The sequence below is a fragment of the Bradyrhizobium sp. SZCCT0231 genome (assembly GCF_018130245.1).
In the GTDB taxonomy this organism is placed as follows: Bacteria; Pseudomonadota; Alphaproteobacteria; order Rhizobiales; family Xanthobacteraceae; genus Bradyrhizobium; species Bradyrhizobium japonicum_F.
The window spans coordinates 97101-112060 of record NZ_JAFCKP010000001.1 but is presented as its reverse complement, the minus strand read 5'-3'; the positions used below and the strand labels follow the sequence as shown (position 1 = coordinate 112060).

General features: G+C 64.6%; 14 protein-coding genes. 4 read left to right on the top strand and 10 right to left on the bottom strand.

All coding sequences use genetic code 11. The features are described from left to right. Position 1 precedes the first annotated feature (1 nt). Genes JQ566_RS00565 through JQ566_RS00535 form a run of 7 tightly spaced genes read right to left on the bottom strand, consistent with a single transcriptional unit; the run spans position 2 to position 7390 of the window. Positions 2-1627: an ATP-dependent acyl-CoA ligase gene (locus JQ566_RS00565; protein ID WP_212367890.1), complete on the bottom strand. Its 1626-nt coding sequence runs from the start codon at positions 1625-1627 to the stop codon at positions 2-4. A 42-nt stretch (positions 1628-1669) separates the two neighbouring features. Then, positions 1670-2827 carry an ABC transporter substrate-binding protein gene (locus tag JQ566_RS00560; RefSeq protein ID WP_212367887.1) on the bottom strand — a complete coding sequence of 386 codons (1158 nt, stop codon included), beginning with the start codon at positions 2825-2827 and terminating at the stop codon, positions 1670-1672. A 58-nt stretch (positions 2828-2885) separates the two neighbouring features. Continuing rightward, positions 2886-3668 (bottom strand): cyclase family protein, encoded by a 783-nt coding sequence (locus JQ566_RS00555; protein WP_212371414.1) that lies wholly within the window; start codon positions 3666-3668, stop codon positions 2886-2888. 35 nt (positions 3669-3703) lie between these two features. Continuing rightward, positions 3704-4945, bottom strand: a complete 1242-nt coding sequence (locus JQ566_RS00550) for an SDR family NAD(P)-dependent oxidoreductase (RefSeq protein WP_212367884.1) — start codon at positions 4943-4945, stop codon at positions 3704-3706. Further along, positions 4942-6120: a thiolase family protein gene (locus JQ566_RS00545; RefSeq protein ID WP_212367882.1), complete on the bottom strand. Its 1179-nt coding sequence runs from the start codon at positions 6118-6120 to the stop codon at positions 4942-4944. Before JQ566_RS00545 ends, JQ566_RS00550 begins: the two co-directional genes overlap by 4 nt. Before the next feature lie 25 nt (positions 6121-6145). Beyond that, positions 6146-6574 (bottom strand): organic hydroperoxide resistance protein, encoded by a 429-nt coding sequence (locus JQ566_RS00540; RefSeq protein WP_349643293.1) that lies wholly within the window; start codon positions 6572-6574, stop codon positions 6146-6148. A gap of 33 nt (positions 6575-6607) precedes the next feature. Then, the gene (locus JQ566_RS00535) at positions 6608-7390 is read right to left on the bottom strand and encodes an aspartate/glutamate racemase family protein (protein ID WP_212367879.1); all 783 of its coding nucleotides are present in this window, start codon (positions 7388-7390) and stop codon (positions 6608-6610) included. A 612-nt stretch (positions 7391-8002) separates the two neighbouring features. On the opposite strand from JQ566_RS00535, the gene JQ566_RS00530 reads away from it, so the two are divergent. The 4 genes from JQ566_RS00530 to JQ566_RS00515 are packed head-to-tail and all read left to right on the top strand — an operon-like array spanning position 8003 to position 12716. Then, entirely contained in the window at positions 8003-9151 is a 1149-nt protein-coding gene (locus tag JQ566_RS00530; RefSeq protein WP_212367876.1) for an ABC transporter substrate-binding protein, read from the top strand. Between the two features lie 45 nt (positions 9152-9196). Continuing rightward, positions 9197-10240: a branched-chain amino acid ABC transporter permease gene (locus JQ566_RS00525; protein WP_212367873.1), complete on the top strand. Its 1044-nt coding sequence runs from the start codon at positions 9197-9199 to the stop codon at positions 10238-10240. Beyond that, the gene (locus JQ566_RS00520) at positions 10237-12006 is read left to right on the top strand and encodes a branched-chain amino acid ABC transporter ATP-binding protein/permease (RefSeq protein ID WP_212367870.1); all 1770 of its coding nucleotides are present in this window, start codon (positions 10237-10239) and stop codon (positions 12004-12006) included. The genes JQ566_RS00525 and JQ566_RS00520 overlap by 4 nt, the downstream gene beginning before the upstream one ends. After that, complete coding sequence (locus JQ566_RS00515) at positions 12003-12716, top strand: ABC transporter ATP-binding protein (protein ID WP_212367867.1); 714 nt, start codon at positions 12003-12005, stop codon at positions 12714-12716. The genes JQ566_RS00520 and JQ566_RS00515 overlap by 4 nt, the downstream gene beginning before the upstream one ends. A 157-nt stretch (positions 12717-12873) precedes the next feature. On the opposite strand, the gene JQ566_RS00510 is transcribed toward JQ566_RS00515, so the two are convergent. From JQ566_RS00510 to JQ566_RS00500, 3 genes are read right to left on the bottom strand one after another with little or no spacing between them, the layout of a single operon-like run. Beyond that, the gene (locus JQ566_RS00510) at positions 12874-13599 is read right to left on the bottom strand and encodes a hypothetical protein (RefSeq protein ID WP_212367864.1); all 726 of its coding nucleotides are present in this window, start codon (positions 13597-13599) and stop codon (positions 12874-12876) included. Further along, entirely contained in the window at positions 13596-14033 is a 438-nt protein-coding gene (locus JQ566_RS00505; RefSeq protein WP_212367862.1) for an acyl-CoA thioesterase, read from the bottom strand. The genes JQ566_RS00510 and JQ566_RS00505 overlap by 4 nt, the downstream gene beginning before the upstream one ends. Further along, positions 14033-14941 carry a fumarylacetoacetate hydrolase family protein gene (locus JQ566_RS00500; protein ID WP_212367859.1) on the bottom strand — a complete coding sequence of 303 codons (909 nt, stop codon included), beginning with the start codon at positions 14939-14941 and terminating at the stop codon, positions 14033-14035. Before JQ566_RS00500 ends, JQ566_RS00505 begins: the two co-directional genes overlap by 1 nt. Positions 14942-14960: the final 19 nt, after the last annotated feature.

Sequence of the window (14960 nt, the reverse complement as noted above, 5' to 3'; positions counted from 1 at the left end):
CTCAGCGCCGGACTCGCATGCCCGCGGCTTCGCGGTCCCAGGTCTGCGCCGTCACGCCGGCCTGTTGCAGCACCCCTTTCCTGATCTTGCCGTTCTCCGTCAACGGCATGTCGCTCATGATCCGAACGTAGCGTGGAATCGCGAAATAGGCGATCTTGCCTTCGCAGTGCCTGATGATGTCGGCAGGCTCCAGCGACTGCCCCTGCTCCAGCACGATCGCGGCCGCGACTTCGTCTTCGCCGAGTTCGGACGGCAACGGATAGATCGCGCACGCCGCGACCGCGGGATGGGCAAGGATGACCTGCTCAACCTCCCAGGAAGACACGTTCTCGCCGCGTCGGCGGATCGAGTCCTTCATGCGATCGATGAAGCGGTAATGTCCATCCGTGTCGCGGACGACACGATCACCCGAATGAAACCAGAGATTCCGCCAGGCCTCGACCGTCTTCTCGGGCATGGCGAAATATCCGGTGGCGAAGGCGAACGGCTCGCTGGCGCGCAAGACGAGCTCGCCCGCCCGCCCATCGGGCAGTTCTGAATCGTTTTCGTCGACGATCCGCGCATCGAAGCCATCGGTCAGATGGCCCATTGTTCCGGGACGGTCGGAGGGAATAGCGCCGGCAAACACGAAGTTGGTCTCGGTCGATCCATAGCCGTCGACCAGCGTCACGCCGAACCGCTCGAGAAACGGCCCATGGATCTGCGGCGGCACGCCCCCACCCAAAGCCACGCGAACGCGATGAGCGGTATCGTCCTCGCTTCGAGGCTGGGCCAGGAGCATGGATGCCATGGCGCCGAGCAAATAGCCGACGCTCGCATTGTGGGCTCGCGCGGCGGCCCAGAAGCGGGACGCGGAGAATTTCGGCTCGAGCACGTACGTGCATCCGTTCAGCATGGCCTGATAGAACGCATTGAGCGCGTTGGTGTGGAACAGCGGCAAGGTCGTGAACAGAGTGTCGCCGTCGCGTATCCCGAGTGCCCGCGCCGAGCAGATGCCCCACCAGAACAGCTGCGCTTGCGGACAGCATACACCCTTGGCCGGCCCCGTGGTGCCCGAAGTATAGAGGATGGCAACGGTGTCCCCCGGCCGCACGGCACCGGCCGGCGCCATGGATGCGAGCGCAGGCAACGGCACGGATGCGATCCTTGACACCTCCGCGACCTGATCGATCGTCCATACGAGCGTCGGCAGGCTGGCCTCGGTGTCAACGGTCTCGATTGCAGCCAGAAACCCCGCCTCGGCAACGAGGAGCGCGGGGCGCGAGTTGCGGAAGATATGCGCGAGCTGGAGCCCACGCAGCGCCGTGTTGATCGGCACAGTGATGGCCCCAAGCCAGGCGCAGCCGAGATAGACTTGAAGAAACTCCGGCCGGTTCGAGCACATCAGCGCGACCCGGTCTCCCGGTTTGATGCCGGCCTCGATCAACGTCTGCGCCGATGCAGCCGCAATCGCCGCGGTCTGCGCGTAGCTCCAGCGCGTCTGTCCCGCAACCAGCAGGATGCGATCGCCATGGTGCTCCGCCTGCCGGGCGAGGATGGTCGCGAGCACGCGGTCGGACGGCGGAAACCGCTCGACCGCACGCGCCCAGGCCGGGGTTTCCTGCTGCCCTGGGCCGTCATCCCGCATGCAATGCTCCGTCGGATCTGGCTCGATCAGGCCGGCCCGAGATCAAGGCAGAAGCTTGTACTTGCCGTCCTCGATCTGAACGAGGACACGGGAACGATTGTCGACGCCGTGCCGGTCCGCCGGCGTGAAATTGTAGATTGCCTGCGTGCCCACGACTTCCTTGGTGGTGAACAAGGCTTGGCGCAGCGCGCTGCGGAATTCCGGCGAGCCCGGCTTGGCTCCCGTCGCCAACGCGCGTTTGGCGGCATCCAGGAAGACCAGCCAGCCATCGAAGGAGTAGGAGGAGAACCCATCCGCCGGCGTCTCGCCGTTCGCCTTCTCGTAGGCCGACCGGTAGGCCAAGGCGACCTTCTGGATCGGATTGCTCGCCGGAAGCTGTTCGGCCGCAATGACCGGTCCCGTCGGGCAGATGATGCCATTGGCGGTCTTGCCGGCGAGGCGGAGGAAATCGGCGCTGATCATGCCATTGTTGCCGTAGAGAGGTCCCTTGTAGCCGCGCTCGGACAGGGCAATGGCGGGCAGTGCGCCCGGCGTCCCCGTGCCACCGAGCATGATGCCATCGGGACGTGCCGCAAGCGCGCGCAGCACTTGCGCGGTGACCGACGAATCGGATCGGGCGTAGCGCTCGTTGGCGATGACCTTGATATCCGCGGCCTTGGCGCTCTGCGACAGCGAATCATACAACAGATCGCCCAGCGCATCCGAGAATCCGATGAAGGCGACCGTCTTCAATCCGTGCGCCTTCATGTGGTCGACGATGCCCTGGACCAGAAGCGGCATCGGCTGCGGCGTCTGCACGATCCAGGGCCCGCCTTCGCCGGCCGGAACGGATGCAATCGGGGACACCGCGACCATCGGCACCTTCATCTCGATCGCGGCGGTGGCCATCGCCAGCGTCTGCGGAGCGCCTGACGTCCCGATCAGGATGTCGACCTTTTCCTGCTCGACGAGCTTGCGCGCGTTCCGGGCCGAGGCGGTGGCGTCGGAAGCGTCGTCGAGCTGGATGAGGCGCACCTTCTCGCCGCCGATTTCGCCGACATAGGCCTCTCCCGCAGCGATCCCCTTTGCGTTGGGAATGCCGATCGACGAGACCGGCCCACTGAGGCCGGTGACGAAGCCGACGAGGATGTCGGCCTGGGCGCAGCACGGAACGCCCAGAAGCAGCAGCGCGGAACCGAGCAGTGATTTCATCGAGATCATGGCACCAGTCCTTCGTGGTTCTTGTCTGTCAATTTCGGGCAAGCGAATCCGCGCATTTTCACGCCGAGGAGACCAGCGCAATCACGCGCAGCGGACTGCCCGAACCGTTCTGGATCTTCAGCGGGGAGGCCACGACGATCGCCCCAATGGGCGGGAGCTGATCCAGGTTGCACAGGCATTGCAGGCCGTAGCGGCCCGCGCCGTGGAGGAAGTGATGCGCGGGATAAGGCGGCTCGAAATGCCCGGCCTGTCCTGCATCGGTGCCGATCGTCTCGGTACCGAAACCGATGATGCCGCGCTCCTCCACCAGCCATTTCATCACGGCCGCGTTCGGGCCCGGCGTGTGAGCGCCGTCATCCCGGAGGTTCGAATAGTCGCGCCATCCCTTCTTCGACCAGTCGGTCCGCAGCAGCACCCAGTGCCGGGAAGGGATTCGGCCGTGCCTGGCTTCCCAGGCCTCGACGATCGGCACCGTGAGCACGAAGTCCGGATCCTGCGCCGCTTGCGCGGAGCAATCGATGACACAGGCTGGCGCGATCATGTCCTTGGCCGGCATGGTATCGACCGCGTTGTTGGCGAGGTCCTTGCCCGTAAACCAGTGAATTGGCGCGTCGAAATGCGTGCCGGTATGCTCACCGAAAGTCACGTTGTTCCAGTACCAGGCCGGACCGCGCGCATCATAACGAGAAATCTCCTGTATGCGCACCGGCGCCGCCTGGCCGAATTCGGGCGGCAACACGATCACAGGAAAGTCGGGACTCAGCGTGAAACTCAGATCGATGACGCGCACGGCGCCCGAAGCGATCGCGCCCGCGAGATCCAGGAGAGTCTTACTGTGCATTGTCGCGTCCTCCAGCTTGATCAAATGGGGAGCACTCACCTATCGAGCTCGCGCTCGAGCGCTTTCGGATTGGCCGCGAGACGCTGCCTTATCTCCTCGGCAACGTCTCCGACATACATCTCTTCAAGTCCGCCCCTCAGCCCGGCGACGACCGCCTGCGCGATGGCCCGCGGCGCCACCTTCGGCGGCGGTACGGTCTGAAACCACTCGGTGTCGACTGGCCCCGTGAAGACGTTCATCAACTTGATGCCGCCGGGCCGGAGCTCGGCACGAAGACAGTGCGAGAGCGACAGGCACGCGGCCTGCGAGGCGGAGTAGGCGCCGAAGGCGGGCCAGTTCGCCAACGCGTGGACGGACAGAATGTTGACCCAGGCAACGCTGTTGTTGATGCCGTCGGCTCCCCGCATCCGCATCACCGGCCCGAATGCCTGCGCAAGATTGATGAAACCGAGATAGGCGTGATCGATTTCATCTCGCGCAATGCTCGTGCCCTTGCGGTCCAGGAGGCCGCCGGGCCTCACATACTCGGTCGTGTTCACGAGAATGTCGACCTTGCCGCCGATGTCGGCGGCGAGATCGCCGGTTGACTTTTCGTTGGCGGCATCGAAGTTCACGAGCTCGATACCGTCCTGCCCTCGGAGCAGCTCCTCTCCGGCGAACGGACGCCACGGCTCGGCGATGCCGACGAACACGACGTTGGCCCCGGCCGCCTTCAAGGCCAAGGCGGCCTCCCGGCCGATCGCGCTGCGGCCATTGGTCACGAACACCCGCCTGAACTTGGGATCGGCGCTCATTTCCCGCCACTGCCTGTCATCTGCCATGTTGGGGGTCTCCGCTTCGGGGCGGGCAAAGGCGACCGCCTGCCCGCTCTTGTCGAGCTGAAACGACATCCGGACCGCAACACCCTCGGCGCAGTCGGCATGGAGGTGCGATATCATGGTCGGGCCGCAATCCATCTTGACGAGCCCGACGCGCCAGGGTGCCCGCTCGCGGAAATAGACGTCGCTCGGCACACGCGCGGTGGTCTCGGCAAGCAGAGTGCCGCGTGGCGGTGCATCGACGAAAACAAGTCGGGCCGAAAGGCACATCGGGCACGCCTCGCGCGCAGGATAGGTGAACTTGCCGCAGGCCTCGCAACGCTGAAGCATGAAGCGCCCCTCGGCAGCCGCCCGCGTGAAGCCGTGCGAGGTCCTGCTCCGCGCACGCGGCGGCGACGTCGGCAGTCGCGTCCGCAGCAGCGGATTCTTGCGCCTCGGCGCTTCGATCGGATCGGTCATCGCGAGGGTCCCGCAAGAATTGCGGCGCCGGAGGCGAGACCGCGGTCATAGTTGATCATGCCGAAGCCGGACGCCAAGCAAAGATTTGCGTCGGCAACCTGGGTTGGGCCGGCCATCCCCAGGACCTGCCGCAAGCCTTCGACGAGGCCGAGATAGGCGCCGGCCGCACCCGCCTGCCCGACCGAAAGCTGGCCACCCGAGGTGTTGTGCGGAAAATCGCCGCCGACAGTCAGATCGTGCTGGCGCACGAACGCGGCGCCTTCACCCTTGCTGCAGAATCCAAGGTCCTCGAATTGCATCATGGTGATGATGGGATAGTCGTCGTAGGTCTGCACGACATCGAGAGCATCGGGTCTGATGCCGGCCATGGCGTAGAGCTCGCCGATGTCCATGGCCCAGCCGCCGCGCACCTGCATCGGATCGTCGGCGAAGGCATTGTGCCGTTCGATGGTCGACAACAGCTTCGCCGCGGGCAGCCGCAGCGATGCGGCCGTGTCCTCCCGCATCACGAGAAAGGCTTCCGCACCGGCGCAAGGCATCACACAGTCGAACAGATGTATCGGATCCGAGATCGGACGCGCCGCCAGATATTGCTCGAGCGTGAGGGGCGTCTTCATCAGCGCGTGCGGATTGCGCAACGCGTTCGAGCGCTGAGCGACGGCGATTCTGCCAACGTCCTCCCGGGTGACGCCGAACCGGCGCATGTAGTTGCGTGCGATCAGCGCAAAGCTCGAATTCGCGCCGCCCGCGCCATAGGGATAGACCGCATCCTGATTGAAGCGCGAGAAGTTCTCGAGCGTCGAACGAAAGGAATCGACGTGGTTGGTGTCTCCGGCGACGCAGACGACGATGTCGGCGTCCCTCGCCTGGACAGCCCGTGCCGCCTTGCGCAGCGCGGCAATGGCGCTGGCGCCGCCGAGCGGGATCGTATCGAGCCATCGCACGCAGAGCCCGAAATGCTGCGTCAACCCGATCCCGCTGTCCGCTCCCAAGGTGAAGCTGGAGACGCACAACCCGTCGATGTCGGAAACCCTGATGCCCGCTTGCGCAACGATCGCGCTCAAGGCGCGACCGATCCACCATTGGGCGCTGTCGATGGAATAGCGCACATAGGGTATCGTGACGGGAGCCGCCATCACGATGCCGTCGTAGGGTGTGCGAAGCGAGATCGTCAACTGTCGCCTGCCTTCTCTGTTCGCCTCAGATCACCGTCAGCCTCACGTCGATATTGCCGCGCGTTGCGTTCGAATATGGGCAGCGTTCGTGCGCACCATTGACGATGGCTTCCGCGGCCGACCTCTCCACGCCGGGCAGATCGACCTTCAATTCGACGGAAAGCGCATATCCGACCGGCACCGGCCCCATCGCCACCTTCGCGGTGACCGAGGGCTCCGCAGACGGCACGACCTTCCTGGTGCGCGCCACGAGCTTGACCGCGCCGAGGAAGCATGCGGCATAGCCCGCGGCAAAGAGCTGCTCCGGGTTGGTGCCTTCGCCGCCCGGCCCGCCCAGCGATTTCGGCAGCGACAGCGACACCGACAACAGCCCGTCCACGCTCGCGGCCTTGCCGTCGCGACCTCCCGTGGCCGTGACCTCGGTCTCGTACAGGATCTTTTCAGGCTTCATCATCTCGACTTCTCCATATGCGCCGGCGCATGAACTCTAGCGGCGCTCGCGCGCAAGCAGCGCGCGGAAATCGTTGCGCGCGGTTGAGCTGGTACGGCTGAAGCTAGGCCCACGGCTCGGCTCGGTGCCGTTGAGGCGCCTGAGCTGGACCCACATCTCGGCGCTCTTCAGCGCGACCGCCGCGCAGTTGACCACCGGCGCGTGCCCGATCTTCAGGCCGCGCTCTCGCCCGATCAACAGGCCCGGCAGCACGCCGGCGGGAATCACGACGTCGGCACCGCGTTCGATGAGGGGCCATGCGCACGCGATGAAATCCTTGATCATGCGGTCGTGCGCGGCCTGATCGCCCGCGAAAGCGTCCGCGAAATCCTCGGGCTTGCAGCCGAGGCCCGTCACGTGGACCAATCGATCGCGGAGACCGTAGCGCTCGACCTGCTCGTAGTGCCAGACCTCGAAGACAGGATCGAGCGTAACGAGGCCGAGCCGCCGACCGAGCTGCGAGGCGGCCAGCAGCGTCGCCTCGCCCGCCCCGATCACCGGAATATCCAGCGTCGCGCGAAGCTCATACAGACCGGGATCCTGGAAATGTCCCATGACGAACGCGTCGAAGCCCTGCTCTTCCGCAGCGATGCCGTTGTCGATGGCCCGGACGGCACAGCGCAGTTCGGCGAGCCGGCCAAATTCGCGATCCGGCGGCGACATGCCTTCGACATGGACCGTCGTGCCCGATGCCGCGATGCTGTTGAGGTATTCCGACAGGCGCGCCATGTAAGGCGCGTTCACGCTCGCATCGACGAAGCTCTGCCAGAAGATGCGCATCGTCCTTTTCCTCGGGAGGGTATGGAGGACCGGCCATCGGACCGTCGGCCTTAATATTTCAACCACAAACTAATTAGCGCGTCAAATGTGTGCGACGCACCCAAGGACGCGGCTCGGCACGCCGTAGCCGGCACCGCCATTCCGAAGGCTCGAACAGCTCAAGAATCGGCCGCCACTGCCGGAATTGTATGCAGCAGCATTTTTTTGAAGAGAGCCGCCAGCGCCTGTTGACGGGTTCCCGGAATATACTTTAGGCTTTAACTAATTCTCGCCGCTCTGCCGTAGCGGTGTAACAATGATGTTGCAGGGCACCGCTCTTGAGAGACTCGATCGTGTCGACAGTCTTCCGAGCTGGACGATGGGCAGCGGTGTCCCCGGGGGCGCTGCGCGGCCGCGCCTTGGAATTTGATGCACCCTCGAGACATGGACGGAAGTCGCTCCGCTACACGACCCTTCATCCGCGGGCAGCGGCATGACGCCGCCGCCAACCAGGCGAATTCCTTATATCTGCGCCGATCTCCGGCGCTGCAATAGCGCTTCCGATTCCCCCAGTCCGGATTCAGGTCCGGCAGCTTCCCACCATTCGCACGCGTATCAAAGCAGGAGAAGGCTATGCGCAAGACCCTGAGCTTGTTGGCACTTGCAACCGGAATCGTCATCGCGCCGGGGGCACGGGCCGACATCACCATCGGCTTCGTGACCTCGCTGAGCGGCAACGGCTCCTCGATCGGCATCCCCTATGGGCGCGGCATCAACGCCGCCTACGAATACAAGAAGTCGGTCAACGGCGAGACCATCCGCCTGATTCAGCTCGACGACGGATCCGATCCCTCGGCGGCGACGCGCAACGCGCGCAAGCTCGTGGAGGAGGAGAAGGTCGACCTGCTGATCGGCACCGCAACGGCGCCCTCGACGATCGCCATGGCGGCCGTCGCGAGCGAACTGAAAGTGCCGATGATCGCGGTTTCGCCGATCGTCAAGCTGCCCGATACGCCGGAGCAATGGGTGGTCTCCGTGCCGCAGCCAGCTTCCCTGCTCGTCAAGGTCATCGCTGATCGCATGAAGCGCGATGGCATGAAGAACATCGGCTATATCGGCTTCTCGGATGCGTGGGGCGATCTCGTCTATAATGGCGCCAAGGCGGCGGAGTCGGCCGACGGCATCAAGATCCAGACCAACGAGCGCTATGCCCGCACCGACACCTCTGTCACCGCCCAGATCCTGAAGGTCATGGCCGCCCGCCCCGACGCCGTGCTCGACGGAGGCTCCGGCACGCAAGGCGCGCTTCCTTTGCTCAGCCTTGCCGAGCGTGGCTTCAAGGGAAACACCTACGGTACGGTGGCGCTGGTCAATCCGGATTTCGTCAACGTGGGCGGCAAGGCGGCGGACGGCATTCAAGTCTCGGCCGGACCCGTGATCGTAGCCGAGCAGCTTCCCGAGGAGCATTTTGCCAGGAAGATCGCGCTGGATTTCCGCAGCGTCTACCAGAAGACCCACAACATTCCGACCACCGACGGCTTCTCCGCCTACTCGTTTGACGCCTGGCTGATTTTCGCCAACGCGGCCGAGCGCGCGCTCAAGTCCGCGAAACCGGGCACGGTCGAATTCCGCACGGCACTGCGTGATGCAATCCTCGGCACAAAGGAGCTGCCGGGGGTGCATGCCGTCTACAATTTCAAGCAAGGCTCGGTGACCGGCGTCGACGAGCGCTCCCTCGTCGTCGTCCGGTTGACTGGCGGCGCCTGGAAATACGTGCCGTAAGGACAGTCAAGGCGATCGACGACATAAAGGGGGAACAACGTCTCAATGACGAGCGATATCGCAGCCATCCTTGCGATCGACGGTATCGCCACCGGCGCCATCTACGCGCTCGTGGCGATCGGAACCGTCCTCATATTCACGGTGACGCGGGTCGTCTTCATCCCCTTTGGCGACATCGCGGCCTTCACCGCGCTGACGCTCGCGGCCCTCGACGCCAAGCGCTTTCCCGGAACGGGCGCACTGGTCGTGGTGCTGGCTTGCCTTGCGACCGTGATCGAGGTCGGCTCGCTGGCACGCTCTGGCGAGCTCCGCCTCGCCCCGCGCGCGCTTCTCTTCTATCTGGTACTCCCCCTTGCCGTGGTCGGTTGCGCCTGGCTGGCCACGCGCATGGACCCGCCCCTCGCCGTGAGGCTCATGCTCGCGCTGATGCTGATCACGCCGATCTCTCCGCTGCTCGACCGCATCGTCTTCCGCCCGATCGCCGACGGCACCGTGCTGCTGCTGCTGACGGTGTCTGTGGCGCTGCATTTCGCGCTGGTCGGGCTGGGTCTCTTGTTCTTCGGCCCCGAAGGCGTCCGCACTGAGCCGCTGACATCGTTGTCCATGGAATTCGCCGGCGTCCTGATCTCGGGCCAGACCATGCTGATCGTCATCGCCGCGCTTGTCTTCAGCGGGCTGCTCTATCTCTTCTTCGATTTCACGCTGGTCGGCAAATCCCTGCGCGCGACGGCCGTGAACCGGACCGGCTCGCGGCTGATGGGAATCCGTCCGGCGCGCGCCGGCACGATCGCTTATCTCCTCGGCTCGCTCATGGCCGGCGTATCGGGCATCCTGATCGCCCCGGTCAACACGGTATTCTACGATTCCGGCTTCCTGATCGGCCTCAAGGCGTTCGTCGGCGCCATCGTCGGCGGCATGACGAGCTATCCGGGGGCCGCGATCGGCGCGGTCGGCGTCGGCATCCTCGAAAGCTTCGCATCCTTCGAGAGCAGCGCACTGAAGGACGTCATCGTGTTCTCGCTGCTGATCCCGATCCTGATCTGGCGATCGCTCGCTTCGCTGCATTCCGAAGAGGAGATCGAGGAATGACCCGGCTTCACGTTCAGATCGCCGCGGCTGCGGCCGTGTTGGGCCTCGCTGTGGCTCCGTTGGTCCTCAGCCCGTTCAGCATCACTTTGATGAACTACATCGGTATCTACTCGCTGGTCGCCATCGGTCTTGCGCTGCTCACCGGCGTCGGCGGCATCGTGTCGTTCGGACAGGCGGCCTTCGTCGGGGTCGCGGCCTACGCGACGGCCTGGGTCTCCGCGTTGAACGGCCATTCGCCCTGGCTCGGCCTGCTGTTCGGCGTGGCGCTGACGTGCGGCGTCGCAACCGTTCTCGGCCTCGTCACGCTGCGCCTTCAGGGTCACTTTCTCTCGCTCAGCACGGTCGCCTGGGGCCTGGCGATCGGATTCCTGTTCGGCAACGTGGATGGGCTCGGCCGGTTCAACGGCATCTCTTCGATTCCGCCGATCAGCTTCGGATCGCTCGCCCTGGTTTCCAGCGCGCAGATCTATTTCCTGATCTGGGGAATCGTCGCTGGCGTGCTCTTCCTCGGCTACAATCTCCTGGACTCCCGGCTTGGCCGTGCCATGCGCGCACTGCGCGGCGGCAATACACTCGTCGAAAGCCTCGGCATCAACGCCTTCAGCATCAAGCTGGCGACGTTCGTGATCGCGGCGTTCCTGGCCTCGCTCTCGGGATGGCTGTACGCCCATATGAGCCGCTTCATCAGCCCGGGTCCATTCGATGCCGGCATGGGCATCGAATATCTGATGATGTCGATGGTCGGGGGCGCAGGAAGCCTCCTCGGCGGCGTCGTCGGCGCCGCCATCGTCACGCTGTTGAAGAACAGCGTGCAGGACTATCTTCCGCTGATCGCCAAGGGCGCGTCCGGGCAGCTCGAAATCGTCGCGTTCTCGGCGCTGTTCATCCTGTTCCTGCAATGGGCGCGACAAGGCATCGTGCCCTTCCTCGCACGCTACCTGCCGAAATTGAAGCGCGAGCGGCCAGCGCCGGCACCGCCCCTTCCCCGCCGTTCCCAGCCCAAACCGGGCGAGCTTCTCCTGAAGGTCGACGGCGCCGAGCGCCGGTTCGGCGGCCTCGTCGCCGTCAACAACGTCAGCTTCGAGGTCCGCGCGGGTGAAATCCTCGCGGTGATCGGCCCGAACGGCGCCGGCAAGAGCACGATGTTCAACTGCCTCACCGGTGCGCTCAGGGTCAACAAGGGCGAGATCGTCTTTGCCGGACGGCCGATCACGCGGGACGCGCAGTCGCGCATCGCGAAGGCGGGAATCGCGCGCACGTTCCAGCACGTCAAGCTGCGGCCGCGCATGAGCCTCTTGGAGAACGTGATGCTCGGCACCTATGGCCGCACCGGCGCAGGGCTGTTCGCCGGGGCCTTCCGGCTCAACCGGCGCGAGGAGGCGAGCGCCCGCCACGAGGCGCTGCTTCAGCTCGAACGCGTCGGGCTCGGCGAGAAACCGTTCGAGCTCGCCGGCAACCTGCCGCTCGGAAATCAACGCATCCTGGAGATCGCGCGAGCGCTTGCCGCCGATCCGACCCTCCTGGTGCTCGACGAGCCTGCTGCGGGCCTCCGCCGCCAGGAGAAGCTCAGGCTGGCCGAGTTGCTGCGCTCGCTGCGGGCGGATCACCTGACCATCCTGATCGTGGAGCACGACATGGAGTTCGTGATGTCGCTGGTCGACCGCATCGTGGTGCTGGATTTCGGCTCGAAGCTCTGCGAAGGCGCGCCGGCGGCGATCCGCAACGACGCACGGGTGCAAGAGGCATATCTCGGAGGCGTCGCGTGAGCTCGATGTTCTCGCTGTCGGACGTCACGGTCTGCTATGACAACGTCGAAGCGGTCCGCAATGTCTCGCTGTCGGTCGAAGAGGGACAGATCGTCACCGTCATCGGCCCGAATGGGGCCGGCAAGACCACGCTGCTCATGGCGGCGATCGGGCTGCTTTCGTCGAAAGGCCGCATGGTCTTTCAGGGCAGCGAGATCGGGAGGATGTCCGTCGAGGACCGCGTCGAGCGCCGGCTATGCCTGGTGCCGGAAAAACGCGAGCTGTTCTCCGACATGTCCGTCGCCGACAATCTTCTGCTGGGATCCTACAGCCTGCGCGACCGTTCGGGCGTCCAGAAGACGCTGGACGAGGTCTACGACCGCTTTCCGCGACTGAGGGAGCGGCAACGCCAGGCCGCCGGCACCCTCTCCGGCGGCGAACGGCAGATGCTCGCGCTCGGCCGGGCGCTCATGGCCAAGCCCAAGCTGCTCATGCTGGACGAGCCGAGTCTCGGCCTGGCACCGCTGATCGTGCGCGAGATCTTCCGCACCATTGCCTCGCTGCGCGATCTCGGTGTGTCGATCCTGCTGGTCGAGCAGAACGCGCGCGCCGCGCTGGAGACGGCCGACTACGGTTACGTCCTCGAGACCGGCGAGATCGTGCAATCCGGCCCCGCCAAGGATCTCATCCATGATCCCAGGCTGATCACGGCCTATCTCGGCGGCCACTAGACCCGGCCGGGATCGGCCGCGCGGGCCGCACCACAAAAATACTCGAAAACAACCCCATGCACAGTAGCCGGTGACAGCGATATCAATGACTTGACCGGCGGCTACGGATTTAGCGAAATCGACTTGCTCCGTCGGGCAAAACAGGGGCATGATGTCATCATCGCGCCGTTCTGGTGACGACCTCCCGCGGCTGCACCACCCTCGTCAGCATCGGAAAATGCTTGTTGCCGCCTGAGAACGGCGGGAACTGGACGAAGTCGGCGCGCATGCGCTCGATCACGTCGGAGCTCAACGCGCGGGAGAGGGCTGCCGGGCTGTCGAATACCAGCTTGTTGCGCTGCATGTACTCGACCCGGCGCGACGGCAGCCGGTCGATCCAATCGATCCGCGTATAGATCTCGATCTGGCGGACATTTGGAAACATCCGCATGATCGCAGGGTGGTACTTCAGATAATGCAGGTGCCAGGCGTTCATGTCTTCCGCCGGGCCGGGATAGTGAACGAGGTAGCTGCAAGAGATGGCCGGACCGTTCGGATGCGCAGCGACATCGACGGGAAACGCGCGCGTCAGCATCACCTGGTGCGTGACATCCAATCCGGTGAGGCCCGACAATCCGGCACCCGCTACCAGACTGGCAAGGACGCCACCGCGATCCATCGCCGCCTCGCATGCGAACAGATCGTCAAACCGCAGCTGAAGCGCGAACGCCGGGCCGGAGCCGTCGGCCTTATAGGGATGATCGACCGACTCCGGCCGCGTAAACAGCATGGCCTCGGTCATCGCCGGAATCGATCCGACCAATTCGGCAACGGCGGCAACTTCATCCGGATCAATCGACCGTTGGCCTGCAGGATCGGAGAATGTCACGAAGAGCGAGATCATGGCGGCGTCACCTGCGTTCCCTCGTCCGCGTGCAGATGCGACACGAGCGCGTCGCGAACGTCATCGGGCCAGGGAATGGCATGATGATCCACCAGCGACGTCGCGGCAAGGATCTGGCGGGCACGCCAGCGCGTGCCGTCTGCGCCGGAGACCACATGCGCCAGGTGAAGCGATGCCCGGCCGACCTTGCCGATGTGCAGCTTGAACGTCAGGAGATCGCCGAACATCGACGGCCGGGAAAAATCGCAGGTCAGATGCACGGTGGGTGTGCCGATCCTGCGGACCGCGATCAAGGCGGGCCAGGGAAATCCGATGTCCACCCAGAAGTCCTCGACGACCCCGTTGAGCATGTTCAGATAGGACGGGAAGTAGGCGATGCCGGAGGGGTCGCAATCTGCGAACCGCAGCTTGCGATCGAAAGAGAACTCCGTCATCAAATCGCGACGACGGGATGCCGGATGACACCGACGCCGTCGACCCCGGCCTCCACCACATCGCCCGGCCACAGCCATTCCTGCGGGCTCATGCCCGCGCCCACCCCTTCCGGCGTTCCCGTTGCGATGATGTCGCCCGGCTCGAGCGTCATTCCGGACGAAATGTCTGATATCAGGACCGGAATATCGAAGATCATGTACTTGGTGTTGGAGTCCTGCTTGGTGACGCCGTTCTTCGTCAGCCACAGCCGCAGATCATGCGGATCGGGAATTTCGTCGGCGGTCACGATGCAGGGGCCGAACGGCGCATAGGTGTCCATGCCCTTGGAGAAGATCCACTGACCGGCCCGGCGATTGTCGCGCGCGGAAATGTCGATCATCACCGAATAGCCGAAGACGTGGTCCATCGCCTTCTCGGGGACGATGCGCGTCGCAGTCCTGCCGATGATGACGGCAAGCTCGACCTCCCAGTCGAGTTGCTGCGTCATCCTGGCATTGTGCTGGATCGCCGCGCCGGGGCCGATCACGGAGGTCGGCGGCTTGGAGAAGACGACCGGCTGTTTCGGCAGATCCTTGTCCGTGTCCAGGCTCTTGGCGGATTCCGCGACATGCGCGCGGTAATTCAGCCCGATGCCGAAGATGTTCTTGCGCGGCCGCGGGATCGGGGCCTGCAGCTTCACGTCTTCAAGGGGAACCGCGGCGCCGGCCGACAGGCGTCCATTGGTGCTTGCAAGGCTATCCTTCAGCGCCGGCAGCAATGTCGCGTTGTTATCGATGAACGAGAGCATGTCGTTCGGCCACGCCAGGCCGGACGATGCGCCGAGGCGCTCGACATCGACGACCAGACCTTCGACGATGACCCCAAGGCGGGCACCGCTCGAGCCGAGAGTGTAGGTAACGAGACGCATGAAAACCTGATCCAGTTCT